The following is a 25,059-nucleotide window of genomic DNA, read 5'->3' as shown; positions in this document are numbered from 1 at the left end:
GCGTACGGGTTTGAGCTTCGCGAATACGCCAACGCGATCCATATGGCCCATTCGACACGAGAAACCGAACGCAAATACGTGGCGCCGGCGGCCGACGACCTCGGATGGCTGTCCGACCTGACCCGTGTGGCCGGGGTCGCCTCCCTCGCGGAGCGCGGCGTGCAGGAGCTGGACGCCGTCTACTACGACACCGACGATCTGCGAATCGTCCGCTCCCGAGCGTCCCTGCGGCGCCGGACGGGCGGTACGGATGCCGGGTGGCACCTGAAACTTCCCCTCCCGGGCGACAGCCGCGAGGAGATCCGGGCCCCACTGTCGTCGCCGGAGGTCCCCGACGAACTGCGGCAGCTCACTCTCTCCCGCACCCGTGGCGCGGCCCTGCGGCCGGTGGTGCGCATCCGATCCACCCGCTCCCTGAGCCACCTCCTCGATGCCGAGGGCGACGTCCTGGCGGAACTGAGCATGGACACGGTCAATGCCGACTCGCTGCTCGACGAGGACAGGCATGCGACGTGGAACGAGATGGAGATCGAACTCGCCGAGGACGGCGACCCCGCATTCCTGGACGACGTAGAGAAGGTGCTGCGCGAGAACGGCGTCGACCGTGCCCCGAGCCCGTCCAAGGTGCTCCGGGCGATCGAGGAGACCACACCCCTCCTGCGACGCAAGCCGGACCCACGCGCCCGCATCACCCCGGGGTCCGCCGGCGACCACGTGCTCACCTACGTGGACGGACTGGTCCGCGCCTTCACGGACCTGGACCCCGCGGTCCGCCGCGAAGCACCCGACGCGGTGCACCAGATGCGCACCACGGCCCGTCGCCTGCGCGGATGCCTGCGTACCTACCGGTCCGTGCTCGACCGCCAGGTCACCGACCCGATCCGGAAGGATCTGCGATGGCTCGCGCGCGAGCTCGGCGCGGAACGCGACCAGGAGGTACTCCGCGAGCGGCTGACCTCCGGGATCCAGGAGCTGCCGGTGGAACTGGTCCTCGGCCCCGTCGGCGCGCGCCTGCAGGCCTGGGATGCCGCACGGCGTGCCGAGGGCCGTCGACGCACCCTCGACGTGCTCGGTTCGGCCCGCTACCTGAAGTTGCTGGAGCGGCTGATGCTCCTGGCCGACGCCCCGCCGCTGCGCGCCAGGGCGGCAGGCAAGCCCGAGAAGGTCCTGGTCAAGGCGCTCCTGAAGGAGTACGACCGGCTCACCCGGCGCATGGAGCGTGCGCTCGACATGTCCGCCGGGTCGGAGCGTGACGCATCGATCCATCACGCCCGCAAGGCCGCCAAGAGGCTCCGCTACGCCGCGGAGGCGGCACACCCGGCCCTGGGGAAGCCGGTGCGGCGCCTCGGCAAGCGCGCCAAGGCCGTACAGCAGGTGAGCGGCGCTCAGCACGACGGCGTCGTGGCCTGTGGCACCCTGCGCGCTCTGGCCATCTCGGCGCACGCGGCGGGCGAGGCCGGCTTCACCTGGGGCCTGCTGTACGGCCAGGAGAGGGCCGCGGCCGGCGCCCGGGAGCGTGAGCTTCCCGAGGTGTGGGCTCGTGTCCCTGCGGCGGCCCGGCACAAGAGCCTGCGCGGCTGAGTCGCAAAGGCATCGCGTGCGGCTGGGGCGCAAGAACATCCCTGGGGCCAGGGGATGTTGGGCTCGCCCGCCGTCCGCTGGTCGCAGCGGCGGGCTGCCCGGTCGTCGACGGCGCTTCCATGATGCGAACCGATGACCGTGGCGCCCGCGCGCTCCGGTCCGGGCCTGTAGTTGCTCGGACAGGCAAACACCGGCGGGCGTGGCGCGGACCGCCCACATGGAGGGACCCTTGTCGGTGGGGTGGGTGCGGGAGCAGGCGGCACTCGCACCCACCTCTGGGTCAGGCGAGCGTCGGGTAGTCGGTGTAGCCGCGGTGGTCGCCGCCGAAGGACGTGGCGCGGTCGGGGGTGTTGAAGGGGCCGCCGACGGCGAGTCGGGCGGGCAGGTCGGGGTTGGCCAAGAAGAGGGCGCCGTAGGCGATCAGGTCCGCGGTGCCGTCCTCGATGAGGTTCAGCGCGTCGGCGCCCGTGGGCTCCGTCCCGGTGAAGGGGTTGAGCACGAAGGCGCCCGGCCAGGCCTTGCGCAGCCGTACGAGCAGGTCGCGGGTGCCGGCGATCTCCAGCTGGTGGAGGTAGGCGAGGCCGAGGGGAGCGAGGGCGTCGACGAGGGCGGTGTAGGTGGCGTCGAGGTCCGTACGGTCGCTCTCGTCGATGTCGTTGTGCGGGTTGCCGGGGGAGATGCGGAAGCCGACACGGTCCGCGCCGATGGCCTCGGCGACCGCCTTCGCGGTCTCGACGGCGAACCGGATCCGTCGTTCGGGGCTGCCGCCCCAGGCGTCGGTGCGCCGGTTCGTGTTCGGGGCGAGGAACTGGTGGATCAGGTAGCCGTTGGCGCCGTGCAGTTCCACGCCGTCGAAGCCCGCCTCGATCGCGTTCCGCGCCGCGGAGGCGAAGTCGGCGATGGTCTCCTGTGTCTCTGTATCGGTCAGCTCGCGCGGGGTGACGAAGTCCTGCGGTCCGTCGTGCGTGTAGACCTGCCCCTTCGCGGTGACTGCGGAGGGGCCGACGGGGGTGAGGCCCATCAGGCTCGGGTGGCCGACCCGGCCGGTGTGCATGAGCTGGAGGAAGATCACACCGCCCTCGGCGTGCACGGCGTCGGTGACCTTGCGCCAGCCCGCGATCTGCTCGGCGGAGTGGATCCCGGGGGTGTCCGGATAGCCCTGCCCGACCACCGACGGCTGCGTGCCCTCGGTGACGATCAGGCCGGCGCTCGCGCGCTGTGCGTAGTAGGTCGCCATCAGGTCGGTCGGGCTCTGCGCGGCGCCGTAGGCGCGGCTGCGCGTCATCGGTGCCATCACGATGCGGTTCGGTAGGCGGGTGCGCCCGAGATCGTAGGGAGCGAAGGCTGTCGTCATGAAGTTTTCCCGTTCGGGTCGGTGGGTCGGCATCTCGATGATGTCAATGCCTGTCCGAACAAGTAAATGCGTCCCCTCATTCCGAAAGTCATGTGATCTGCGTCACTAGATGGGCTGGATGGGCCGGTAGACGCCACCCGAGGTGCAGAGGTCGGGCGCGCTAGGCTGTTCTTGCTCGATCAAGGTTCTCGTGAAGGGCAGGAGCGACGTGCCGAAGGAAGCGGACACCGAGCCGACCGGGTCGCCATCCGCTGACGTGGTGCGTCCTCAGCTGCCGCCGTCGGTTCGAGCGGGAGCCATGACGCACGCGATCTTCCGCGTGGCCCGTCTGCATCGCATGCTCGCCGGACAACTCCTGCGCCGCGTCGGCCTGCACACCGGGCAGGAGCTCGTCATGATGCAGCTGTGGGACCTCGGTCCCCAGCGCCAGACCGACCTCGTGCGGCTGCTCGGCTCCGACGCGGCCACCATGACCCGCACGGTCAAGCGGCTGGAGCACGCCGGCTTCGTCCGCCGCCGACCCTGCGAGACGGACAGACGCGCCACCATCATCGAACCCACCGCGGCCAGTCTCGCGCTGCGCAAGCAGGTCGAGGAGGTCTGGGCGGAGCTCGAAGACAGCGTCGCCGGGGATCTGAGTGCGGACGAACAGGACGCCATGCTCCATGTGTTGGCCCGCATCGAGGACAGCCTCAGCCGGGCCGCCGAACAGCACAGCCCCCTCGCCTAGGTGCTGTCCGGGTGGCCCTCCGCGCGGCGGACAGCCACTCGGCCTTCGGCGGCGACACGCACGGACTGTGACGACTCGCCACAGCAAGCGCGGATACGTCCTCGTCGCCAACGCGACCGCGGCGGCCGTCGTCAGCCGGCCTCGAAGCCGACCCACTCCGGTCGAAGCACTACCGCACTTGAGGTCCGCCTGCATCCGGCGGCACGTGCGAGGGGCGTGACAGGGACCACACGTAGGCCTCGGAACTCGGCTCGCGGCCGATCCGACTCCTGAAGCGGTACGGCTCGAACAGACCGACGCCGTACGACGTGATCTGGAGAACCGGTGATGAACGAGTCCCGACCTTCCCGGACCGGGAGGAGCGCGGTGCCGCGCACAGTGGTGCCGCCTCCGGCGCTCTGCGGCCTACTCCTGCTGCTGGCCCTGATGTTCGCGCTGTCGTACGCCGTCGGGGCTTCCGCCGGTCCCGTCGCGCCCGGTATGCACGGCGCCGGCACACGCGCTCCCGATGGCGGCGGGGGCACCGACGACACCGACGACATGGGCGACATGCACGGTGGGGGCCATTGATGGGCGCCGAAACGGCGTCGGCCCAGGTGACGACCGATCTGACCGTCGGCGGCATGACCTGCGCCGCCTGCGTCCGGCGTGTCGAGAAGAGGCTCGGCCGGCTGGACGGGGTCTCGGCGACCGTCAATCTTGCCACCGGACGGGCCCGGGTGAGCCATCCACCGCAGACGAGCCCTGAAGTACTCGTCGCCACGATCGAGAAGGCCGGGTACACGGCGGCCCTCCCCGAACCACCGAGGAAGCAACAGCCCGCGGACGAAGGGCAGTCCGAGAGATCCCGGCAGGAGCGTGACCGTCTCCTGGTCACCGCGCTGCTGGCGGTACCCGTTCTCGTGCTGTCGATGGTGCCGGCGTTCCAGTTCCGCAACTGGCAGTGGCTCTGCTTCGTGCTCGCCGCGCCGGTCGCCGTGTGGGGCGCGTGGCCGTTCCACGCGCGGGCGGTCCGGGGACTGCGGCACTCCGCGGCCACCATGGACACCCTGGTCTCCCTCAGTGTCGTGGCGTCCTTCTCCTGGTCGGCGTACGCGCTCTTCCTCGGCGGCGCCGGCGGCGCGGGCATGCGGACGCCCCTCAGCCTCGTACCCTCGTCCTCGGACGGCGTGACGCACACCTACCTCGAAGTGGTCGTCGGCGTACCGCTGTTCGTGCTCGCGGGACGCTTACTGGAGGCGCGGGCCCAGCGGTCGGCCGACGCGGTCGCCGGTGTCTTCGTCCCCGTGGTGCTGGCGCAGGCCGTCGCCGCGCTCGGGTTCTGGCTCGGTGCCGGGGCCGACCCTCAGGCCGCCGTCGCGGCGTGCGTGGCCGTGCTGGTCGTGGCCTGCCCCTGTGCGCTGGGGCTGGCGACGCCGACCGCGCTGATGGCCGCGACGGGGCGCGGTGCCCGGCTCGGCGTCCTGGTCAGCAGGCCGCAGGCGCTGGAGGGGCAGCGGCATCTGGATGTCGCCGTACTCGACAAGACCGGCACCCTCACCTCAGGGCACATGAGCGTCGCCCGGATCACGGCTGTGCCGGGCGGGCCGGCGAAGGACGCGGTGCTGCGGCTGGCCGGTGCGGTCGAGCAGGGCTCGGAACATCCGCTGGGGCGGGTGATCGCCACACATGCGCGACAGGCACCGGAGGCACTGCCGGACGTCGTCGAGTTCAGCGACCTGCCCGGGCGCGGGGTCCGGGGCCGGGTCGAAGGGCGCCGGATCGAAGTACTCGCGCCCGACGGCGAGTTGCCCACCGTCCTGGCGGACGCGCTGCGAGTCGCGGAGGCCGCCGCGCACACCTCGGCCGTGGTGCGCGTGGACGGCGTCCCCGAAGCGCTGATCGAGATCGGGGACCTCGTACGGCCGGGAAGCCACCGGGCCGTGGACCGGTTGCGCCGCCTCGGCGTACGGCCCGTGCTCGCCACCAGTGACCGTGAGGAGCCTGCCCGGGCCGTCGCGGCGGACCTGGGGATCGACGAGGTGCACGCCCGCTGCACACCCGAGGACAAGGCGGACCTGGTACGGGAGTTGCGGGCGCAGGGGCACCGGGTCGCCGTCGTCGGGGACGGCGTCGACGACGCCGCGGCCCTGGCCGCCGCCGACCTCGGCATCGCCATGGGCGGCAGCACCGACGTGGCCGTCGCCGCCGCCGACGTGACCCTCGTCCGCGGGGACATCGAGGCCCTGGCAGATGCCGTACGGCTGGCCCGGCGCACCCGGGGCACGATCCGCGCCAATCTCGTAGGGGCGTTCGGCTGCAACGTCGTCATCGTGCAGGCCGCCATGGTCGGCCTGCTCACCCCCGGGCTCGCCGCCGTCGCGATGTCGGCCGGCTCCCTGTTGGTGGTCGGCAACAGCCTCCGGCTGCGCGGTCGGCAGCCCTCGCCCGCCGCCCGGAGGCACCGATGACTCAGCCGTCCGCCTGGCGGCCGACCCGTCGCCGGCTCACCGACACCCTGCTCGCCGCCCTCGCGCCCGTCGTCGTGTGCGGCCTCGCCCTCGCCGGGCTGACCTCCTGGGTCGGCACGGGCAACGCGGGCAGCCCGGCGAGGATCGCCGTTCCGAAGGGGCGGGTCTACCTTCCGTACGGGGACAGCACGGAGACCGCCGCGTTCTTCGACGTCGCCAACACGGGTGGCGCGGAGGACCGGTTGGTCGAGGTGACCTCCTCCGCCGCGGGTGGGCAGATCACGCTCGGCCGCCACCGCATGACCGGCGGCGGGGCCGCCACCAGGGCCGGGGTGGCCTCGGCCGCCGTCCCCGCGGGCCGTGGGCTGTCCATGTCACCGGGCGGCCTGGCCGTCACGCTTGCCGCAGAGGGGGACTGGAGGGAGGGCGACCTCATGCCGTTCACGCTGTACTTCGAGCGCGCAGGCGCGGTCAGGACCAGCGCGGTGGTGGTCCGCCCGACGTCGTGACCGACTGCCTTTCACGTCATGGCCGTACGGCGACCAACCGCTTCCGGGAGCGCCGTTGGTGTCACATGCGCCGACCCGCACGGGTGGTGGCCGCGGGCGGCGGGACGACTCGCGGTGCCCATGGCCGAAGCTCCCTTCTCCCACAGAAGTCGGGCCGAAGCGCCGCCCGGTTCCGGGCCGTCGGTGTGGACTGGATCACGTCTCCGGTGTTGAGTACGACACCGGGGCGCATGCCGTACCCCCGCATGACGACCGACGCCCGGATGCGAGGATGTGGCGCGATGACCGCAGGGTGGTGTTCTCGCACGGTACGGGCCGCGATGTTCGCGGCCGTCTGTGTGCTGCTCGCCGCCCTCGGCCACGTGATGATGTCGGGCAGCGACGTCCCAGCGTGGGCGCTGGGCGCCGGCGCGCTCGTGACCGGCGGCGCGGGCTGGTGCCTGACGGGCCGTGAGCGTGGGCTGCCGTCGATCGTGGCCGCCGTGGTGGCCGCGCAGACAGGACTGCACTCGGCCTTCTCGTTCGCCCAGTCGGCGACCGGGAGCGCGGGTTCCCCGGGGCACGACATGCGGGCCATGGATATGGGCCCCATGGACATGGGGTCGATGCATATGCACCCCATGGACAGCGTGGACATGGGGCACATGGAGTCCTCCATGACCGGCTCGGCGTCGTTCGGCATGCTCGCCGCCCACCTGCTGGCCGCGCTGCTGTGCGGCCTCTGGCTGGCGTACGGAGAGCGCGCCGCGTTCCGCATCCTGCGCGCCCTGGCCGGATGGCTGGCGGCGCCACTGGGGCTGCTGCTCGCCCTGCCCCTCACCCCGGAGCGTCCGCGTATCCGGGCACGCCGCCGCTCCTCGGACCGGGCACGGCGTCTCCTCCTCGTCCACGCGATCACTTCCCGGGGTCCGCCCGTGGGGACCGCTGTCGCCTGACGACAGCAGGTAGCCCGAGGCCGCTCATGAAGCGCCTCGGGCCTCGGCCGTACGCCCACGCAGGTGCCGTACGGCCATCTCCCCTTTTCACCGGACCGCTCGCGCACTCGCGTGCCCTGGTCCGGATCACGGATGACCGAGAAGGACACCAGGTGATTGCTTCCGCCCTGCCCGCGTGCGAGAAACACGACGCGGCGATGTCGCTGGACGAGTCGACGACCGCGTGGGCGCTCGCCGCCCGGAACGGTGACCCGGCTGCCGTCGACCGCTTCGTGCGCGCCCTCCACCGCGACGTCCGGCGCTATGTGGCCCACCTTTGCGGCGATCCCCAAGCGGTCGACGACCTCGCGCAGGACACGTTCCTGCGCGCGCTCGGCAGCCTGCACCGCTTCGAGGGCCGGTCCTCGGCCCGTGCCTGGCTGCTGTCCATCGCCCGTCGCGCGGTGATCGACAGCTACCGGTACGCCGCCTCGCGCCCCCGCCTGTCCGACGTACCGGACTGGCAACTGGCCGTCGAGCACGCGCAGCCCCAGGACCTGCCCGGCTTCGACGACGGCATCGCCCTGCTCGACCTGCTGGCGGCGCTGCCGCGGGAGCGCCGGGAGGCGTTCGTCCTCACCCAGTTGGTCGGCCTGCCCTACGCGGAGGCGGCACAGGTCAGCGACTGCCCCGTCGGCACGGTCCGATCCCGCGTGGCCCGGGCCCGGGCGTCGCTGATGGACCTGCTGGACGAGGCCGAGGAATCCGTCCCGAAGGCCGCTTAGAGGGTTTCGTTTGGATCAGCGCGGGTCCGCGACGCCCGGCACGGCACCTCGCCGCGTTGTCGCCTCACCCGAGTGCGCCCAGTACGCAGGTGAGGCTCCGCCTTGCGATGCACCGCACCGGACGCCGCGGCCTGATCCGACCTGATCCAAACGAAACCCCCCAGGCCGGCCGGAGGGTGTCGGTGCCGTCCGCACGGCATCGGCGCCGCCCCCCCTCCCGGTGCCTCGGATCTCGCCGAGCGCGACTCGCGAGTGCCGGGAACCGCACGTCCGCGTCGCACGCGCCGCACGGCCAACTCGGCGGGAACCCACGGCGTGTTCGCTCCGACTTCTGGACCGGGCGACAAGGACTTCGCCCGTGTACCGAGTGGAAACTGGAGACTTTCGATGCGTTCTCGCGTGTGGGGCGGTACGGCGGCCGTCGTTCTCGGCGGCCTGCTGATGGCGGGCTGCGGCGACGGGGAGAAGGACACGACCGGCGAGCGCGCCCCCGGAAAGGCCGTGTCCGGCGGCTATCCGGTGTCCGTCACCGACTGCATGGGGGCCAGGACCACGTTCTCCGCCGCCCCCAGCAGGATCGTCACGAGCAACGCCTCCAGCCTGGAGCTCCTGCTCCGCCTGGGTGTCGGCGACAAGGTGATCGGCACCGGATTCCCGCCCGGAAAAGGCACGTTGCCCGCCACCCTCGACGCCGAGGCGCGGAAGGTGAAGGTGCTCAGCCGGAGCGTCATCCCGAAGGAGAAGCTGCTCGGCTCCGGCGCCGACCTGTACATCGACACGTTCGCCTCGATGAACATGGGCGGCGGGGCGGGCGACGCGCCCACGGCGGAGGAGTTCAAGGCAGCCGGGATCGACCACATCTACCTGAAGTCCACCGCCTGTTCGGCGCAGGACAAGGGCCCTGTGACCGATCTGTCCGGCGTCGAGGCCGACATCATCGTCCTCGGCCAGGTCACCGGCGCCGGCGCCACGGCGAGGGAACTCGTCGCCGGAATGAGGGAGAAGGTGGCCGCCGTCCGCAAGGCGGTGGGCAGTACGGCCGAGAGCGAGCGGCCGACGTACTTCTTCTTCGACTACGACGCCGGTACGAAGCAACCGACCGTCGTCTGCAACCGTCAGGTCGCCCATGGGGTGATCACCTCGGCCGGGGCCCGCAACGTCTTCGCGGACTGCGACGGCGACTACCAGCAGGTCGGCTGGGAGGACGTGATCGCCAAGAACCCGGACTGGATCCAGCTCGGGATCCGCCACCGGGGCAGCGCAGCGGCGAACGAGAAGGCGTTCGACGAGGCGGAGAAATGGCTCAGGTCCGACCCGGGCACCAAGGGTCTGAAAGCGGTCGAGGAGGGCCACTTCCTGCGCATCGGATCCGAGCGGACCACCATCGCGGGAGTGGAGAACGCCGACACCGTCGAGGAGATCGCCAAGACCCTCTACCCGGGCAAGGTCGGCGGCTGACCATGACCTCGTTGCTGATGCGGCGTCGCGTGGCGGACGATCGGACACGTACGGCGCGGGCCGGAACGGTCGCCCTGGCACTGGGCGTCGCGCTCCTCGCCGTCCTGACGGCAGCCGTGGCCCGGGGCTCGACGTCCATCCAGCCGGGGGAGGTGTGGAGCGTCGTGTGGCGGCGCCTGTCCGGCGAGGCGCCACGGCCGGGTACCGACGACCTGATCGTCTGGCAACTCCGGCTGCCGCGCGCCTTGTTGGCGGCGCTCGTCGGTGCCGGTCTCGGTCTGGTCGGTACGGCGGTACAGGCGCTGGTGCGCAATCCGCTGGCCGATCCGTACCTGCTGGGCATCTCCAACGGTGCCTCGCTGGGCGCGGTCGCGGCGATCGTGCTCGGCCTCGGAGCCGGCGGAACGCTGGGACTCGGGCTGTCCGGAGCGGCCTTCGCCGGAGCCCTGGCCACCTTCGCCCTGGTGTGGGCGGTGGCCCGCCGCGGCGGGGGATTCGCGCCGCTCAGACTGGTCCTGGCGGGCGTGGCGATCGGACAGTTCCTGTCCGGCTTCACCAGCTACCTCGTCCTGCGGGCCGGGGACGAGCAACAGACGCACAGTGTGCTGTTCTGGCTCATGGGCAGCCTCGGCGGGGCGAACTGGGAGCTGCTGGCCGTGCCGGCGATCACCGTACCGACCGCCTGGCTGTGGCTCCAGGCGCGCGCCCGCGGCCTGAACGCCCTGCTGATGGGCGACGAGACAGCGGCCGGGCTCGGCATCGACGTCACACGGCTGCGCCGTGAACTGTTCACGGTGACGAGTGTGCTGACCGGTGTGCTGGTCGCGGTGTCCGGCGCGATCGCCTTCGTCGCGCTGATGGTGCCGCACGTCTGCCGCCTCGTCGTGGGCGGCGACCACCGGCGCCTGCTGCCGGTCTCCGCCCTGTTCGGTGCGCTGCTGCTGGTCGTCGTGGACCTCGTCTGCCGTACCGCCATGGACACGCAGGAGCTGCCGGTCGGCGTGGTCACCTCGCTCATCGGGGCCCCGGCCCTGCTGTACCTGCTCGACCGGCGCCTGGGGAGCGGCAGTTGAGGATCGACGTCGAGGACCTGCACATCGCGTACGCCGGCCGCACGGTCGTCGCGGGCGCCCGTCTGATGGCGGCCGAGGGGGAGATCACCGGGCTGGTCGGCCCGAACGGGAGCGGCAAGTCCACGCTCCTGCGTACGGTCTACCGGCATCTGAGGCCCATCGCCGGACGGGTGCTGCTCGACGGCACCGACATCCGGGAGATGGCACCCGCGCAGTCGGCGCGACATGTTGCCGCGCTCCCGCAGGAACGGGGCGGCGACTTCGAGCTGACCGTACGGGAGATCGTCGCGATGGGCCGTACCCCGTACAAGCGGGCTTTCGCGGGCGAGGACGCCACCGACCGGGACATCGTCGCGTGTGCCCTCGCCGACGTCGGCATGGGCGGCCACGCCGCACGCCGTTTCACCGACCTGTCCGGAGGCGAGCGCCAACGGGTCCTGCTGGCACGGGCGTTCGCCCAGAACCCGGACGTCCTGGTCCTGGACGAGCCGACCAACCACCTGGACGTCCGCCACCAGGTGGAGCTGCTGTCCCTGCTCAGGCACCAGCGACGTACGACGCTGGTGTCACTGCACGACCTGAACGCAGCCGCATCGGTCTGCGACCGTCTGCATGTCCTGCACGACGGGGCCGTGGTCGCTTCCGGGCCGCCGCGCGAGGTGCTCACCCCGGCCCTGATGGCCGAGGTCTTCGGGGTGCGTGCGGCCGTCGTCGACCATCCCCTCACCGGCGATCCGCTGATCGCGTTCGACCACCGGGCAGCGGCCGACCCTGGGCCGGCCGACGCGGTGGAGACCCGCACCCGTGCGTGACACACGGCCGGGCCCGGCGACGAACCGCAGCCGTCCAGCCCGCACCCGCGTGTGCTCGTCGGGTCACGGAATCGCCGACAGCCGGGAACTCACGCCGGTTTCGCGCCGACCTGTGGGACGAGGCTGCTGTCCGGCAGCCCGGCCCGAGACGGGGAGGGGCGCAACGGTGACACACCACAGTTCCGGCGCGGAGCAGTCAGGCGGCATACCCGTCGGCTCCGACGAGGGGAACCGCTGGCTGCTGGTGGCCGTGGCGGGCGCGCTGGCGTTCGTGGCGATGCTCGACATGAACATCGTCAACGTGGCTCTCGCGGACATCGCCGACGGTCTCCACGTCTCCGCCGCCACCGCCCAGTGGGTCGTGCTGGCCTACCAACTCCCCGTAGTCGCCCTGCTGTTGCCCGTCGGCCGATGGCTGGACGGCGTCGGCACGCGCCCCGCCGTACTCACCGCTACCGCCGGCTTCGCCCTGTGCAGCGCCCTGACCGCCGTGGCTCCGTGGACGGCCTGGCTCGTCGCCGCCCGTTTCGCGCAAGGAGCCTGCGGCGCGGTGCTGTTCGTGCTCATGCCGGTCCTCGCGCTCCGCTCCGTACGCCCGGAGCTGCGAGGGCGGGCGATGGGCGTGCCCGCGACCCTGGGACCGCTGGGTGCGGTGACCGGGCCGGCGGTGGGCGGCCTGCTGCTGGACCATCTGGGCTGGCGTTCCGTCTTCTTCGTCAAGATCCCCTTCTGCGTGCTGGCCCTGGTCGTCGCCCGGAGAGCGATGCCGAAGGACGGGAGACTGCGTGCGCCCGATCGCCGGTCGGTGGCCGACGCACTGCTGGTGGCCACCGGAGTCGCGGCGCTGCTGCTGGCGTCGACCCTGGCGGTGGACGCCACGCCGTGGCTGCTCCTCGCGCTCACGGCCGTACCGCCCCTGTGGTGGTGGCTCCGGGGCCCCGGCGGCCGCCCGGTGACCGATGTGCTTCGGTCGGCGGGCCTGCTGTGGACGCACGGCGCGGTGCTGACCTCCGCGATCGGCTTCGCCGCCATGCACTACGTCGTCGCCCTGCACCTGCAGCGCGATGACGGGGTGAGCGCCACCACGACCGGACTGACCGTCCTCGCCTTCCCCCTCGCCATGGGTCTGGCAGGCCCGCTGGGCGGACGCCTCGCCGACCGGTACGGCGCCCGTCCGGTCGCGGTCGCCGGCGCCGCGCTCACCGCCGCCGCACTCCTCCTGCTCCTCCCGCTCCACGACGGCTGGACCCCGGTCGACGTGGCCTGGCGGATGGCGCTCGGCGGGATCGGCATGGGGCTGAACGGCGGCCCCACCCAGGCCCTCGTGATGAGTGCCGCTCCACCGGACCGCACGGCGACGGTCGGGTCCACCGTCCAGCTCGCCCGCAGCCTCGGCTTCACCGTCGGCCCGGCCCTGGCCACCGCCGCCTGGGCTCTGACCGACGCGGCACGAGCGGGGCTGGCCCTGGCCGCCACCGCCGCCTGTCTCGCCGTACCTCTGCTCGCCCTGTCCGGCAGACGTCCCGCGCCGCGTCCCGAGCAGACCGCCACCGCCCACCACTGACCCAGGAGCCACCCGAATGTGCGGAATCACCGGCTGGGCGTCCTTCCACCACGACGCCCGCACCCAGGCACCGGCCATCGAAGCCATGACCGCCACCCTCACCCCGCGCGGCCCCGACGCCGGCGGCGTCTGGCTCGGCGAACGCGCCGCCATCGGTCATCGCCGGCTGGCCGTCATCGACCTGCCCGGCGGTGTCCAGCCGATGACCGACCGACCGGACGAACCCGACCTCGTCCTCAGCTACAGCGGCGAGGTCTACAACCACCACGAACTCCGGTCCCGACTGGCGAACTTGGGACACCGCTTCCGTACCCGCAGCGACACCGAGGTGGTCCTGCGCGCCTGTGCCGAATGGGGTGAGGACGTCGCCCGACACCTGGACGGCATGTTCGCCTTCGCCGTCTGGGACGAGCGCGCCCAGCGGCTGCTGCTGGTGCGCGACCGGCTCGGCGTCAAGCCTCTCTACTGGGCACCCGTCGACGGCGGTCTCGCCTTCGCCTCCGAGCCCAAGGCGCTCTTCGCCCATCCGGAGATCAGGCCCCGCGTGGACGCCGACGGCCTGCGAGAGGCCTACAGCCTGCTGTTCAACACCGGGCCGACCGTGTGGTCGGGCGTCCGTGAGGTCGAACCCGGCGGCGTACTCGTCCTCGACCGGGACGGCATCCGCGAACGCCGCTACTGGCAACTGGAAGCGGGTCTCCACACCGACGACCGCGACACGACCGTCCAGCGGATCCGCGACCTGGTCGGCACGGCCGCCCGCAGCCGGCTGGAAGCGGACGTCCCGCTCTGTTCGCTGCTCTCCGGCGGCATCGACTCCACCGTCCTGACCGCGCTGCTCGCCGACGAACTCCGCCTGCGCGAAGGCCCGGAGGCCCGTATCCGCTCCTACGCCGTCGACTACAGCGACCAGGCCTCGCGGTTCACGGCGGACGTCCTGCGCACCGGGCACGACGCCCCCTACGCCACCGAGGCCGGTGCCTTCATCGGCACCGACCACAGCACCGTCGTACTCGACCCGCGCGCCCTGCTCGACCCCGAGCACCGCAGGGCGGTCGTCGTGGCCCGCGACTCACCCATCGGCGTCGGAGACATGGACACCTCGCTGTACCTGCTGTTCGGGCGGATACGGCGGCACTCGACCGTCGCCCTGTCGGGTGAGGCGGCGGACGAGGTGTTCGGCGGCTACCCGTGGTTCCACAGCCCCAAAGCGCTGGCCGCGCACACTTTCCCGTGGCTGCTGGTGACGGGCGACGAGGCTGCCATGCCACTGAACCCCGAACTCGACCTGCGCATCGCCGAGTTCCGGGACGACACCTATGCGAGCGCCCTGGCCGCCGTGCCCCACGTGGACGGCGAAACCCCCACCGAACACCGGCAGCGCGAGATGCAGCACCTCTCCCTGACCCGCTGGCTGCGTCAACTCCTGCACCGCAAGGACCGCTTGAGCATGGCTCAGGGCATCGAAGTCCGCGTGCCCTACTGCGACCACCGTCTCGCCGAGTACGCCTTCGACACTCCCTGGGCCCTCAAGAGCTTCGACGGCCGCGAGAAGAGCCTGCTGCGCGCGGCCGGCACGGGTCTCGCACCGGACTCCGTCCTGTGGCGCCCCAAGAATCACTACCCGGCCACCCATCACCCCGACTACAACCGCGGCCTCCAGGACATGGCCCGCGACGCCCTCTCCCGCGACCAGGTCCGCGCGATCGCCGATGAGGCCCGCATCAAGCCCTGCCTCGACACCCCGCCCGACCGACTGGAGTGGGGCCACCGGCTACGCCTGGAACGCGTCGTCGACCTCGCCCTGTGGCTGGACCATCACCAGCCCGAACTCGCTCTCTGAGGAGCCTCGTTCATGACCATCCAGGACCCCGGGACGACCGCGGAACCGGTCCCGCTCATGGGCTGTCCGTACAAGGCCGACCCCTACCCGCTCTACGAGCGGCTGCGCGAGGCGGGCCCGGTGCACCCGGTGCTGTTCCCCAGCGGCGTACAGGCATGGCTCGTCACCGGCTACGACGCCGCCCACGCGGCCCTGAACGACGACCGCCTCGGCAAGAACCACGACCGCGGCAACGACCGCTGGCGCGCCCGCGCCTCGATCATGCCGGAGCCCCAGCACTCCCGGCTCCAGGCCCACCTTCTTCACCAGGACCCGCCGCGGCACACCCGCATGCGCCGTCTCATGACGGACGCCTTCACGCCCCGCCGGATCGAAGGGCTCCGCCCCCGCATCCAGGAGCTCGCCGACGCTCTCGTCGACGCGCTCCCCGAGACCGGACCCGTCGACCTCGTGCCGGGCTTCGCCGCCCGCTTCCCCTTCCAGGTCCTCGCCGAAGTCATCGGTCTCCCACAGCATGTGGCGGACCGCTTCGACCGCGACTGGGGCAAGGTCGTCCAGCCGGTCGGCCCCACCGACCCCGGACGCCCGCTGTACGAGGCCCGTCTGCACGGCCTGCAGAGCTACATAGCCGAGGTGGTCGCCCACAAGCGCGAGCACGAGGAGGACGACCTGCTCGGCCGCCTGGTCGTGGCCCGTGACCACAGCGACCTGTCCCAGGAGGAGCTGGACTCGATGATCTTCCAGCTCCTGGTCGCCGGCCAGGAGCCCGTCACCAACCAGATCACCACGGCACTCGTCGCCCTCTTCCGCCACCCTGACCAGCTCGCCCGCCTGCGCGAGAACCCTTCTCTCCTGCCGGGCGCGGTCGAGGAACTCCTCCGCTACGACAGTGCCTTCGAACTGACCACCTGGCGCTTCTTCGACAAGGACGACGACCTGTACGGCACCGCGGTCCCCGCCGGCGACTCGGTGATCGTCTCCCTCTGCGCGGCCAACCGCGATCCCCGCCGCTTCGCCGGCCCCGACACCCTCGACCTCGACCGGTCACCGAATGCTCACCTCGCCTTCGGTCACGGCATCCACTTCTGCCCGGGCGCCGCGCTCGCCCGAGCCGAACTCCGCATCGCGCTCGGCACCCTGCTCAGCCGCCTGCCCGGCCTGCACCTCGCCATCGACGACGAGGACATCGAGTGGACACCGGCCGTCCTCGGCCGCGGCACCGACCACCTGCCCGTCGGCTACGACCGACGCCTCTGACCCCGGCGTCCGGGTGAGCGGGTCAGGTCGTCGCACCGCCCGACCCGACGCCCCGGGCCGACCCCACCCAGCGGACGGCGCCCGGCACTTGTGCCGGCGCGCCGTACCGCCATGCCCGCACGCCTCCTGGAGGAACGACATGCCGCTGACGACCACGCCGGACGCCCTCACCGTCGCCACGGGCACCGCGATCCTGAACCTGCTCCTGCCCCACCACCGCACGGCCGGCGAAGGCCGCGCCGTCGCCGAGGCGTTCCCTCATCAGCTGCGCAGAATCACCGGCTTCGTACGTGAAGGCGCTCCCGTCGTGTTCACCCTGCCCGCCTTCCCCTGCAAGTCCCCCAACCCCGCCAAGGTCCTCGGCCACCTCCCCGACATGGGCGAACGCCTCTCGCTCACCTTCCTCGACGCCCTGTGCGGGGACATCGAGCGCATCCACCCGCCCGGCGCCCGCATCGTCATCTGCTCCGACGGCCACGTCTTCGGCGACCTCATCGGCGTCGCCGACGAGCACATCGACGCCTACGCCGACGAACTGCGCCTGCTGATAAGCCGGCTGGGCCTCACGAGACTGTCGGTCTTCGACCTGCGGGACGTACTGGGCCATCTCCCGCCCGCGGCGCGGCGCGACCACGTCGACGAGCACCACGCCCCCACCCCGGAGGCCCTGCGGGCCGAGATCGGCGCCGACGACCAGGCGCTGGCGCTCTATCGCGGGATCACCCGCTTCCTCGTCGAGGACTCCGCCGACCACCCGGGAACCCGCTCGGCGCTGCAACGCGCCTGCCGACGGCGGGCGTACGGCGTCATCCGGCGCAGCCGTGCCTGGGGAGACCTCGTCGCCGACCACCACCCTTACTCGGTACGCCTGTCCATCCACCCGCAGCCGGTCGGCGCCGCCAAGTTCGGCATCCGCCTCCTCGACGCCCCCGACGCCTGGACCACCCCGTGGCACTCGGCGGCCCTGCGTCGCACCGACGGCACCTGGACCCTCCTGCCCAGTGCCACCGGAGTCCGACAGGGGCGGCTGATCCATCGCGAAGGCAGGCCCAGCCACTTCGAACAGGCCCTGCACGTGTGATCGCGCCGCCGCCGAGAGGGCACGGCCGGGGAGACCGGGGGAGTGCGTGCACGGGCAACGGAGCGCGCCCCGGGGCCCGGTCCGTCCTGGACCGGTCACCCGGGGCGCGTGCGCGTGTGACGGCGGTGGGTCAGCCGTGGAAGGTGACGTAGCCGTTGCGGTCGGGGTCGGAGCCCGACTTGGTGTACGAGTGGATGTCCGCCTTGCTGCCGGAGGACTTGACCAGGTTGATGGTGTCCTTGTCGTTGTTCCAGATGAAGTTGCAGTTCTGGCGGTAGACGACGTTCTTGGTGTCCGAGTCGGTGCCGCGGCCGCCGCGCAGCTTCACGTAGTCGCCCGGCTGGAGGTAGTGATTGGCCGGGAAGGTGAAGTGGTTCCCGACGGCGTCTTTGACGACGTAACCCTTGAGGTTGACGGTCGTGCTGGACGAGTAGTTCTTGATGGTCAGGTACTCGTCCTTGGTGTTGCCGCTGGAGCAGCTGTTGGAGTCGCTGCCCGGCGCGTCGTACTGGACGCCCTTGATCTTCAGCGCCGACGAGTACTCGGTGGCCTGGGCCGGAACGGCGGCAGCGGCGACGACGAGCGTGCCCGCAGCGGCGGCGGCAGCCACGGCATGACGTATGTACATGAGGATTCCCCCCTCGGTGGTGCGAATGGAGCGTCAGGAGCATATCCGACCGGTGATCGATGGGTGACGGGATGGTGAGGGAAGTGTGAAGGCCGGACTTCGTGAGGCGCCTCGTCGAGCTCTTGGGCGGGCGGCGGGGGCTCCTCTCGGCGTCGGCGTCGACGGAGACGGCACCGCCGCCTGGGACGGCGGGTCCACAGTCTTTGAGGCGTCGTCACTGATCCCGTCCGGGCAGGAGCAGGATCGCCCGTCAGTGCCCGTCAGTGCCCGTCAGTGCCCGTCAGTGCCCGTCAGCGCCCGTCAGTGCCCGTCGCCCGGGGGCAGGCTGGGCACATCGGCACGGAAGAGGCTGACCAGCGGCCCGTACGGCTCGCCGTGCGTGGGAAGGACGCCGGTGCCGAGGATCGGCCGCTCGTCAGCCGGTCGCGGTGTCGTATCCGCAGAGCCAGGCGAAGCCGTGGTGGAGCCCGCGGACGTAGTCCATGCTGCCGGGCAGGTAGCCGGTGTCCTCCAACCGGACGGTGACCGCGTCGAGTTCGGCGGTCAGCACCCTGAGGTCGGGGACGCCCTCGACCGCCCGGGCGGTGACCGGGGAGGCGGTCGACCGCCCCAACGCCCATTCGTACGCGGCCGCTTCCCCGGCACGGAACTGGGGCGACCCGGCTCCCTGCCCGCCCGTGAGCTTGTTGAGGGCGGCCTCGACCTCGGAACAGGGGCGCACTCCGACCCTCTCCGATGCGCTGCCGCTCTCGTTCTCTCCGGTGGTCATGGACCATGAGTACCACCGTGGGTGCACAGCAACCGGGCAGGCCGTGCGGCGAGTTCGGGGGCTGTGCGGACGGGTCAGGTGCAGGCGCCGAGGAAGTCGACGAGCGCCGCGTTCACCTCGTCCGGCCGTTCCTGCTGCGTCCAGTGGCCGCAGCCTGCCAGTTCGATGGGCCTGCGGTGCAGGTTGGGCATCCGTGCGGGGAGGCTCTCGATGAATTCGGGCGTACCCGGGAACGACGGCACGGGGTCGCGGTCGCCGTAGATGTACAGGGCGGGAGGGGTGACGACGGCGCCGTCCCACGGTGCGGTCAGTTCCCAGTTGCGGTCGAGGTTGCGGTACCAGTTGAGGGCGCCGGTGAAGCCCTCGGAGAAGCTCTCCGTGAGTGCGTCGAGATCGTCCTCGGTGAACCAGTCGGGCAGTACCTCGGGGAACGGCATGGCCGCGAGCCACCCCTCGTCGGCGTCGACCAGCGGCTGCTTGGTGTCGCCGGGAGCGTCACCGGAGGCCGAGTGGAAGAGCTTGCGCAATGCGGTGCGCGGGTCCTTCGCGAACTCCGCGTCGGCGACACCGGGGCGGTTGAAGTAGTTCCAGTAGAAGCGACCGCCGAACTTCTTGTCCATGGTCACCAGCGGCGGCTCCGCTCCCCGGGAAGGCGGCGGCACGCTCAGCCCGGCCACCCCGCGGACGATGTCCGGCCGCAGCAGTGCGGTGTGCCAGGCGACCGGCGCGCCCCAGTCGTGCCCGACGACGAACGCCTTCTCCTCGCCCAGGGCGTGGATCAGACCGACGACGTCGCCGACCAGGTGGAGGATGGTGTACGCGTCGACGTCGTCGGGATGGTCGGTGCGTCCGTAGCCCCGCTGGTCGGGCGCGACGACACGAAAGCCCGCGTCGGCGAGCGGGCCGAACTGGTGCCGCCAGGAATGCCATGACTCGGGGAAGCCGTGCAGAAGCACCACCAGAGGGCCATCGCCCTGCTCGGCGATGTGCATGCGGATCCCGTTCACGTCGAGCGTTCGATGCTGGATCATGTGCAAGAGCGTACGGGTTGCGCTGTGCCGGCGGCGGTCTTGGTCCCGGCCCTGAGGCCGGGGGAGTGACGGTGCGGGACGTCGCGGTCTGTCCGGGCCTTCGCGGCCGCACAGGATCGGAACTCACCCGGACCGCACGGAAGGACGAGACCGGCGGACCGAGGCGGAGGCCGAGGGGGCCGGGCTCGGACGCGGCGCAGGACGGGCACCGTTGTCCCCGGGCCCGTTCGATTGTCTGGGCTTTCGCCCCACCGGTGCCTCCGCACATGGGCACCATGGGGCGGGAAAGGGAGGAACAGCGATGACCGAGCGCATGGTCGAGGTGGACGGCATCGAACTGTGCACCGAGTCCTTCGGCGACCCGTCGGATCCACCCGTCCTGCTCATCATGGGCACCGGGGCTTCGATGCTCTGGTGGGACGAGGATTTCTGCCGGACGCTCGCCGCGGGCGGGCGCTACGTGATCCGTTACGACCACCGCGACACCGGCCGGTCGGCCACCTACGAGCCGGGCCGCCCCGGATACACCGGCGCGGACCTCGTGAAGGACGCCGCCCGAGTGCTCGACGCCCATGAACTCCAGGCCGCGCACGTCGTGGGCGTCTCGGCGGGAGGGGCGCTCGCGCAACTGCTCGCGCTCGATCACGCGGACCGCGTGCTCTCGCTCGTCCTGATCAGCACGTCCTCCGCCGTGCCCGGCGAGCGCGATCTTCCCCCACCGACCGAGGAGTTCATGCGGTTCGTCTCGGCCGCACACGTCGACTGGTCGGACGGCGAATCGGTGATCGGGCATCAGGTGGCGTACGCGCGCGTACTTGCCGGCGGTCGGCGCCCCTTCGACGAGGCCGCCGCCCGTGCCCTTGTCCGTCATGACATCGAGCGCGCGCACGATTTCGCGGCGGTCCGCCATCACGACGCCCTTCCGGACGGCGACCTGTCGCATGCGTCCTTGTCCTCGATCGCCGTGCCCACACTGGTGATTCACGGCGCCGCCGATCCGATGTTCCCTCTTCGGCACGGTCAGGCGCTGGCCGAACAGATCTCCGGGGCTACGCTGTTGGCGCTTGAGGACGCCGGACACGGGGTCGAGCGTGCCGATTGGTCGACGATCGCCGCGGCCATCCTCGAACACACCTCCGCGGACACCTCCGGCTAGTACCGCGTCAGGCATCGTTCCCACGGTCGGCCGACGGTGCCGGATCGCGTCGAGCGGTGTCCTGCTCGGCGTCGAGCTGGTGGTCGGCCCAGACGTAGCTCTCGGGGAGCAGGTCGGTGATGGCGACGGTTCGGACGCGGTCCTCCCCGCCCACGATGACCTTGAGGGCGGGGAAGTAGTCGAGAAGGACCTGACGGCACCGGCCGCACGGGGGCACGACACCGCGGTCGCGATCGCCCACGGCGACGATCGTTTCCAGCTCGTAGGCGCCCTGGGAGGCCGCCGCGCCGATGAGGACCAGTTCGGCGCAGGGCCCTCCGGTGAAGTGGTAGGCGTTCACCGCCGTGACGATCCGGCCGTCCCGGGCGCGGGCCGCGGCCGCCATGGTGTGGTTGTCGCCCCGGCAGCGGGTGCGAGCGACGTGGGCCGCTGCCTGGATGAGTTCGTGGTCGACGAGGTCGGTCTGCATGGTCGTCTTCTCCGCCTTCTCACGGTGTCGGGGACGGCGATCCGAGCGACAAAGGAGCGCACGAGGTTGTCGGTTCCCTCAGGTGCACGTCGCGGCGGATCGAGCTGCTTCGTTGCTTGCGGTCGGCATGGCCGGTGCCGTTCGGGGCCGACTTCCGAGGGTGGTGAGCCGGGCGGATGATGCGCGCCGGCTCAGGCCGAGGGGCGGGGGAGTGCGTTCCAGCCGTACTCCAGGATGTCGAAGGCGCGGGTGATGGCCTGACGGGGATCGTCGTGGCCGGCCGCTGCCCGGGGGGCTTCGAGGGCGAAGTGGGCCAGGGCGGTGCAGGCGGGGTCGCCCGTGGCGAGGCCGCTCTCCTCGGCGATGACCTGGGCGAGCGCCGCGGTGTGGCGCAGCCACATGTTCTGGGAGTAGTCGCGCAGCGCGGGGGTGCCGGCCACCAGGTCGGTGAAGGCGGTGAAGCGGGGGTCGTTGTCGGCGGTGGCCAGCCGCATGGTCAGGGCGTGTTCCCGCAGCGCGGCGGGGATGGACCGGCCCTCGGGCCGCTCGCGGACGGCGGCGAGCAGACGCGCCTCCTGGTCGGCGTCCTCGTCGAAGACGAGGGCTTCCTTGACCGGGAAGTGCTTGAACAGCGTGGTGGTGGACACGTCGGCGGCGTCCGCGATCTCACGGATGCCGACCTCGTCGTATCCCCGCTCCAGGAACAGGCGCAGAGCGGCGTCGGCGATGGCCTTGCGGGTGGCGGCCTTCTTGCGCTCACGGCGCCCCATCGGCGGGGGAGGAGTGCCTGCCGCGGTGTCGGTCGTGCTTCTGGGCATGAGGGCACTCTACCTCTTGGGTTGTCCAAGTTCAAAAGGTGAGTCGTTGCACTTATTGAGTTGTTGTGCTTTTCTGAAGCGGCGGCCGCGAGGCGCTGCCCGGCCCCGCCGTCCCTCCTCCGGTCGGTCCGTACGCCGAGACCCCGTCCGGCCAAGTCGCCACCGCGGCCCGCTGATCCACCCACCCCACCAGCGCGGCAGTCACCGCACTGCCGCACTGCCGCGCTGCCGCACTGCCTCACGGAACGAACGGAGCACCCTCATGAACACCGATCCAGCACCCCGCATCGCCATCATCGGCGGCGGTCCCGGCGGCCTGACCTGCGCCCGCATCCTCCAGCGGCACGGCATCGCCGCGACCGTCCACGACCGCGATCCCGGCCCCGACTCCCGCGATCAGGGCGGCACCCTCGACCTGCACGCCGACAACGGCCAGATCGCCCTGCGTGAAGCCGGACTCCTGGAGGACTTCTTTCAACTGGCCCGCCCCGAAGGGCAGGAGATGCGCCAGTTGGACCCGGCCGGGACGGTCCTCTTCCACCATGTCCCCGAGGACGGCGAGCGGTTCAAGCCCGAGATCGACCGCGGACGGCTGCGCGACCTGCTGCTCCACTCGCTTCAGCCCGGCACCGTGCACTGGGGCCACACCCTGCGGGACGTCAGTGGCCCCGCCGATGGCCCCCGGCAACTGCATTTCACCGACGGCACCACCGTCGAAGCCGACCTCGTCGTCGGCGCGGACGGCGCCTGGTCCAAGGTCCGCCGCGCCCTCTCGCCGGCCACGCCCCGGTGCAGCGGCGTGAGCTTCCTGGAAGCCTGGTTCCATGACGTCGACAAGCAGCACCCCCACATCGCCGAACTGGTCGGCCGGGGCAGCGCCGCCGCAGCCGACGGCGACCGCGGTCTGTTCGCCCAGCGCAACAGCGGCGACCACATCCGCGTCTACCTCATCCAGCGTGTCCCGGCCGACTGGATCAGTGCCGCCGGTCTCGCTCCCCTCGACACCGACGGCATCCGTGCCCTCCTCCTGCAGCGCTACCGCGACTGGTCGCCCCACCTGCGCCGGCTGATCACCGACAACGACGGCCCCTACGTCGACCGCCCGATCCGCGCCCTGCCCGTCCCGCACACCTGGGAGCACAACCCCACCGTGACCCTGCTCGGCGACGCCGCCCACCTCATGCCCCCGCTCGGCGTCGGCGTCAACCTCGCCATGCTGGACGCCTGTGAACTCGCCCTCGCTCTCGCGCACCACGACACCGTCGGCGACGCGGTCCACGCCTACGAGAAGACGATGCTTCCCCGCTCCGTGAAGACGGCAGAGCTCCTCGACGGCGCGGCCGAAGACCTGTTGTCCACCGAGCTGCCCGACTTCGCCTCCGAAGGCAGTCGCTGACTCTCCATCAGCCGCTGTCGGTGACCCACCACGCGCCGACACAAACTCCAATGGTGTCGGCGCACATGCTGCCCCCTTTGGCTATTCCGCCAAGCATCCGCGACCTTTCTATGAGATTCTGCGTGGCAGATGCAAGATGAGAAATGTTCCCGGGTGCGGAGGTCACCGCCCCGACCGGCCAAGAGGCGAGGTCAGCATGGTCATGCGTACTTTCGACGGTGGCGCCGGCGACGTCGACCACAACGCCATCGGCTCCACGTACGCCGCCCACCGCCGCCCCGACGAACGCATCGCCCAGGTGATCGCCGAAGCCCTGGGCGGCGCGCGTACCGTCCTCAACGTCGGCGCGGGCACCGGCTCGTACGAGACCGCCGCGCACACGATCACCGCCGTCGAACCCTCGCCGGCCATGCGGGTCCGGCGTCCCGCCGGACTCGCCACCGCCATCGACGCCGTCGCCGAGGACCTGCCCTTCTCCGACGGGCAGTTCGACGCGGCCATGACCCTCTTCAGCGTCCACCAGTGGTCCGACGCCGAAGCCGGGCTGCGCGAGATGCGCCGTGTCACCCGCGGCCCCGTCGTCGTCCTGACCTGCGACCCGGCGCGCGTCCGCGACTTCTGGCTCTACGAGTACGCCCCCGACGTGCTGGAGACCGAAGCCCGCCGCTACCCGCCGCTGGACCGGCTCGCCGCAGCGCTCGGCGGCACGACCACCGTCCGGCCGGTGCCCGTCCCGCTGGACTGCACCGACGGGTTCAACGAGGCGTACTACGGCCGTCCCGAACTCCTCCTGAACCCCGAGGCCCGCCAGGCCTGCTCGGCCTGGAGCTTCGTCGACGACCGGGCCCGCCAGGACTTCGACACCTCCCTGCGCCGTGCCCTGGGCTCGGGCGCCTGGGACGAGGCCTTCGGCCACCTCCGCGGCCGGCCGACCTACGACGGCTCGCTCGTGCTCCTGCGCGCCACCCCGTGACCACGGCACAGACGCATCCCGCGGAGAGGGGCACAGGGTGGACCCGTTCGCACGCCGCAAGATGATCGCCCAGGTGCAGGTCGAACAGCAGCGGCTGCTGCCGGAGCACGAGGAAGCCACGCGGACGACCATCGAGATGCTCCGCACCAGCACCGGTCACGACGACGACGCCCGACTGGTCCCGTGCCTGAATCTCGCCTACCTGCTCGGCGTCAAGAACACCTACGGCGACGACAGGTTGATGGCCCTGGCGCTGTCGGTGGCGAACTGGGCGACCACGGCCGTCAACGACCTCGCACGCCACACCGGCCGCAGCCCGCAACAGATCATCGACCAGTACGAGACCGACATCATCGCCGACCGTGAAGACCTCGGCTGACGGCACGGGGGAGGGGCGCGACCGGGAGG

The 25,059-nt window shown here is 71.6% G+C and carries 24 protein-coding genes; 18 read left to right on the top strand and 6 right to left on the bottom strand.

Annotated features, from left to right (window positions below; translation table 11 throughout):
- The first annotated feature begins 42 nt into the window (after positions 1-42).
- Positions 43-1,581 carry a CYTH and CHAD domain-containing protein gene (locus ACSYGO_RS02185; RefSeq protein ID WP_460385596.1) on the top strand — a complete coding sequence of 513 codons (1,539 nt, stop codon included), beginning with the start codon at positions 43-45 and terminating at the stop codon, positions 1,579-1,581.
- Positions 1,582-1,861: 280 nt separating this feature from the next.
- Here the strand turns inward: ACSYGO_RS02185 and ACSYGO_RS02180 are convergent, their stop codons facing one another.
- Positions 1,862-2,935, bottom strand: a complete 1,074-nt coding sequence (locus tag ACSYGO_RS02180) for an alkene reductase (protein WP_432187307.1) — start codon at positions 2,933-2,935, stop codon at positions 1,862-1,864.
- Positions 2,936-3,233: 298 nt separating this feature from the next.
- Here ACSYGO_RS02180 and ACSYGO_RS02175 point away from each other — a divergent pair, with 298 nt between their 5' ends.
- The 13 genes from ACSYGO_RS02175 to ACSYGO_RS02115 all read left to right on the top strand — a co-directional run bounded on the left by ACSYGO_RS02175 (position 3,234) and on the right by ACSYGO_RS02115 (position 17,411).
- Entirely contained in the window at positions 3,234-3,665 is a 432-nt protein-coding gene (locus ACSYGO_RS02175) for a MarR family winged helix-turn-helix transcriptional regulator (protein WP_426681341.1), read from the top strand.
- A 327-nt stretch (positions 3,666-3,992) separates the two neighbouring features.
- The gene (locus tag ACSYGO_RS02170; protein ID WP_426681340.1) at positions 3,993-4,235 is read left to right on the top strand and encodes a hypothetical protein; all 243 of its coding nucleotides are present in this window, start codon (positions 3,993-3,995) and stop codon (positions 4,233-4,235) included.
- Positions 4,235-6,115, top strand: a complete 1,881-nt coding sequence (locus ACSYGO_RS02165) for a heavy metal translocating P-type ATPase (RefSeq protein ID WP_460385595.1) — start codon at positions 4,235-4,237, stop codon at positions 6,113-6,115. The genes ACSYGO_RS02170 and ACSYGO_RS02165 overlap by 1 nt, the downstream gene beginning before the upstream one ends.
- The gene (locus tag ACSYGO_RS02160) at positions 6,112-6,624 is read left to right on the top strand and encodes a copper chaperone PCu(A)C (protein ID WP_460385594.1); all 513 of its coding nucleotides are present in this window, start codon (positions 6,112-6,114) and stop codon (positions 6,622-6,624) included. The genes ACSYGO_RS02165 and ACSYGO_RS02160 overlap by 4 nt, the downstream gene beginning before the upstream one ends.
- A gap of 281 nt (positions 6,625-6,905) precedes the next feature.
- The gene (locus tag ACSYGO_RS02155; protein ID WP_460385593.1) at positions 6,906-7,559 is read left to right on the top strand and encodes a hypothetical protein; all 654 of its coding nucleotides are present in this window, start codon (positions 6,906-6,908) and stop codon (positions 7,557-7,559) included.
- Positions 7,560-7,711: 152 nt separating this feature from the next.
- Positions 7,712-8,323 carry a sigma-70 family RNA polymerase sigma factor gene (locus ACSYGO_RS02150; protein WP_426681336.1) on the top strand — a complete coding sequence of 204 codons (612 nt, stop codon included), beginning with the start codon at positions 7,712-7,714 and terminating at the stop codon, positions 8,321-8,323.
- 387 nt (positions 8,324-8,710) lie between these two features.
- Positions 8,711-9,781: an ABC transporter substrate-binding protein gene (locus ACSYGO_RS02145; RefSeq protein WP_460385592.1), complete on the top strand. Its 1,071-nt coding sequence runs from the start codon at positions 8,711-8,713 to the stop codon at positions 9,779-9,781.
- Positions 9,782-9,783: 2 nt separating this feature from the next.
- Positions 9,784-10,854, top strand: a complete 1,071-nt coding sequence (locus tag ACSYGO_RS02140) for a FecCD family ABC transporter permease (RefSeq protein WP_460385591.1) — start codon at positions 9,784-9,786, stop codon at positions 10,852-10,854.
- On the top strand, positions 10,851-11,666 hold the full coding sequence (locus ACSYGO_RS02135) for an ABC transporter ATP-binding protein (protein ID WP_460385590.1): 816 nt from the start codon (positions 10,851-10,853) through the stop codon (positions 11,664-11,666). Before ACSYGO_RS02140 ends, ACSYGO_RS02135 begins: the two co-directional genes overlap by 4 nt.
- 166 nt (positions 11,667-11,832) lie before the next feature.
- Complete coding sequence (locus tag ACSYGO_RS02130) at positions 11,833-13,230, top strand: MFS transporter (RefSeq protein WP_460385589.1); 1,398 nt, start codon at positions 11,833-11,835, stop codon at positions 13,228-13,230.
- Between the two features lie 16 nt (positions 13,231-13,246).
- Entirely contained in the window at positions 13,247-15,073 is a 1,827-nt protein-coding gene (asnB, locus tag ACSYGO_RS02125; protein ID WP_460385588.1) for an asparagine synthase (glutamine-hydrolyzing), read from the top strand.
- Positions 15,074-15,085: 12 nt separating this feature from the next.
- Entirely contained in the window at positions 15,086-16,330 is a 1,245-nt protein-coding gene (locus ACSYGO_RS02120) for a cytochrome P450 family protein (protein ID WP_460385587.1), read from the top strand.
- A 139-nt stretch (positions 16,331-16,469) separates the two neighbouring features.
- Complete coding sequence (locus ACSYGO_RS02115) at positions 16,470-17,411, top strand: L-tyrosine/L-tryptophan isonitrile synthase family protein (protein ID WP_460385586.1); 942 nt, start codon at positions 16,470-16,472, stop codon at positions 17,409-17,411.
- A 130-nt stretch (positions 17,412-17,541) separates the two neighbouring features.
- Here the strand turns inward: ACSYGO_RS02115 and ACSYGO_RS02110 are convergent, their stop codons facing one another.
- The 3 genes from ACSYGO_RS02110 to ACSYGO_RS02100 form a co-directional block, all read right to left on the bottom strand.
- A complete protein-coding gene (locus ACSYGO_RS02110) occupies positions 17,542-18,039 on the bottom strand; it encodes a lamin tail domain-containing protein (protein WP_460385585.1) in 498 nt (165 codons plus the stop codon).
- A 415-nt stretch (positions 18,040-18,454) separates the two neighbouring features.
- On the bottom strand, positions 18,455-18,808 hold the full coding sequence (locus tag ACSYGO_RS02105; RefSeq protein WP_426681327.1) for a hypothetical protein: 354 nt from the start codon (positions 18,806-18,808) through the stop codon (positions 18,455-18,457).
- Positions 18,809-18,882: 74 nt separating this feature from the next.
- Positions 18,883-19,839, bottom strand: a complete 957-nt coding sequence (locus ACSYGO_RS02100; protein WP_426681326.1) for an alpha/beta fold hydrolase — start codon at positions 19,837-19,839, stop codon at positions 18,883-18,885.
- A gap of 301 nt (positions 19,840-20,140) precedes the next feature.
- On the opposite strand from ACSYGO_RS02100, the gene ACSYGO_RS02095 reads away from it, so the two are divergent.
- Positions 20,141-20,995 (top strand): alpha/beta fold hydrolase, encoded by an 855-nt coding sequence (locus tag ACSYGO_RS02095; protein ID WP_460385584.1) that lies wholly within the window; start codon positions 20,141-20,143, stop codon positions 20,993-20,995.
- A gap of 7 nt (positions 20,996-21,002) precedes the next feature.
- Here ACSYGO_RS02095 and ACSYGO_RS02090 read toward each other — a convergent pair whose 3' ends face one another.
- On the bottom strand, positions 21,003-21,464 hold the full coding sequence (locus tag ACSYGO_RS02090) for a cytidine/deoxycytidylate deaminase family protein (RefSeq protein WP_426681324.1): 462 nt from the start codon (positions 21,462-21,464) through the stop codon (positions 21,003-21,005).
- Between the two features lie 191 nt (positions 21,465-21,655).
- Positions 21,656-22,282 (bottom strand): TetR/AcrR family transcriptional regulator, encoded by a 627-nt coding sequence (locus ACSYGO_RS02085; RefSeq protein ID WP_426681323.1) that lies wholly within the window; start codon positions 22,280-22,282, stop codon positions 21,656-21,658.
- 262 nt (positions 22,283-22,544) lie between these two features.
- Between ACSYGO_RS02085 and ACSYGO_RS02080 the strand changes: the two genes are divergently transcribed.
- The 3 genes from ACSYGO_RS02080 to ACSYGO_RS02070 all read left to right on the top strand — a co-directional run bounded on the left by ACSYGO_RS02080 (position 22,545) and on the right by ACSYGO_RS02070 (position 25,030).
- Positions 22,545-23,678, top strand: a complete 1,134-nt coding sequence (locus ACSYGO_RS02080; protein ID WP_460385583.1) for an FAD-dependent oxidoreductase — start codon at positions 22,545-22,547, stop codon at positions 23,676-23,678.
- A gap of 202 nt (positions 23,679-23,880) precedes the next feature.
- Positions 23,881-24,651: a class I SAM-dependent methyltransferase gene (locus ACSYGO_RS02075; RefSeq protein WP_460385582.1), complete on the top strand. Its 771-nt coding sequence runs from the start codon at positions 23,881-23,883 to the stop codon at positions 24,649-24,651.
- A 37-nt stretch (positions 24,652-24,688) separates the two neighbouring features.
- A complete protein-coding gene (locus ACSYGO_RS02070; protein ID WP_460385581.1) occupies positions 24,689-25,030 on the top strand; it encodes a hypothetical protein in 342 nt (113 codons plus the stop codon).
- Positions 25,031-25,059: the final 29 nt, after the last annotated feature.

The sequence above is a fragment of the Streptomyces krungchingensis genome, assembly GCF_054729265.1.
This window is presented reverse-complemented; position numbering and strand designations above follow the sequence as displayed.

Coding starts and splice junctions, on each gene's coding strand:
- ACSYGO_RS02185 (WP_460385596.1), top strand. CDS start 43: ATGGCCCATTCGACACGAGAAACCGAACGCAAATACGTGGCGCCGGCG.
- ACSYGO_RS02180 (WP_432187307.1), bottom strand. CDS start 2,935: ATGACGACAGCCTTCGCTCCCTACGATCTCGGGCGCACCCGCCTACCG.
- ACSYGO_RS02175 (WP_426681341.1), top strand. CDS start 3,234: ATGACGCACGCGATCTTCCGCGTGGCCCGTCTGCATCGCATGCTCGCC.
- ACSYGO_RS02170 (WP_426681340.1), top strand. CDS start 3,993: ATGAACGAGTCCCGACCTTCCCGGACCGGGAGGAGCGCGGTGCCGCGC.
- ACSYGO_RS02165 (WP_460385595.1), top strand. CDS start 4,235: ATGGGCGCCGAAACGGCGTCGGCCCAGGTGACGACCGATCTGACCGTC.
- ACSYGO_RS02160 (WP_460385594.1), top strand. CDS start 6,112: ATGACTCAGCCGTCCGCCTGGCGGCCGACCCGTCGCCGGCTCACCGAC.
- ACSYGO_RS02155 (WP_460385593.1), top strand. CDS start 6,906: ATGACCGCAGGGTGGTGTTCTCGCACGGTACGGGCCGCGATGTTCGCG.
- ACSYGO_RS02145 (WP_460385592.1), top strand. CDS start 8,711: ATGCGTTCTCGCGTGTGGGGCGGTACGGCGGCCGTCGTTCTCGGCGGC.
- ACSYGO_RS02140 (WP_460385591.1), top strand. CDS start 9,784: ATGACCTCGTTGCTGATGCGGCGTCGCGTGGCGGACGATCGGACACGT.
- asnB (WP_460385588.1), top strand. CDS start 13,247: ATGTGCGGAATCACCGGCTGGGCGTCCTTCCACCACGACGCCCGCACC.
- ACSYGO_RS02120 (WP_460385587.1), top strand. CDS start 15,086: ATGACCATCCAGGACCCCGGGACGACCGCGGAACCGGTCCCGCTCATG.
- ACSYGO_RS02115 (WP_460385586.1), top strand. CDS start 16,470: ATGCCGCTGACGACCACGCCGGACGCCCTCACCGTCGCCACGGGCACC.
- ACSYGO_RS02110 (WP_460385585.1), bottom strand. CDS start 18,039: ATGTACATACGTCATGCCGTGGCTGCCGCCGCCGCTGCGGGCACGCTC.
- ACSYGO_RS02105 (WP_426681327.1), bottom strand. CDS start 18,808: ATGACCACCGGAGAGAACGAGAGCGGCAGCGCATCGGAGAGGGTCGGA.
- ACSYGO_RS02100 (WP_426681326.1), bottom strand. CDS start 19,839: ATGATCCAGCATCGAACGCTCGACGTGAACGGGATCCGCATGCACATC.
- ACSYGO_RS02095 (WP_460385584.1), top strand. CDS start 20,141: ATGACCGAGCGCATGGTCGAGGTGGACGGCATCGAACTGTGCACCGAG.
- ACSYGO_RS02090 (WP_426681324.1), bottom strand. CDS start 21,464: ATGCAGACCGACCTCGTCGACCACGAACTCATCCAGGCAGCGGCCCAC.
- ACSYGO_RS02085 (WP_426681323.1), bottom strand. CDS start 22,282: ATGCCCAGAAGCACGACCGACACCGCGGCAGGCACTCCTCCCCCGCCG.
- ACSYGO_RS02080 (WP_460385583.1), top strand. CDS start 22,545: ATGAACACCGATCCAGCACCCCGCATCGCCATCATCGGCGGCGGTCCC.
- ACSYGO_RS02075 (WP_460385582.1), top strand. CDS start 23,881: ATGCGTACTTTCGACGGTGGCGCCGGCGACGTCGACCACAACGCCATC.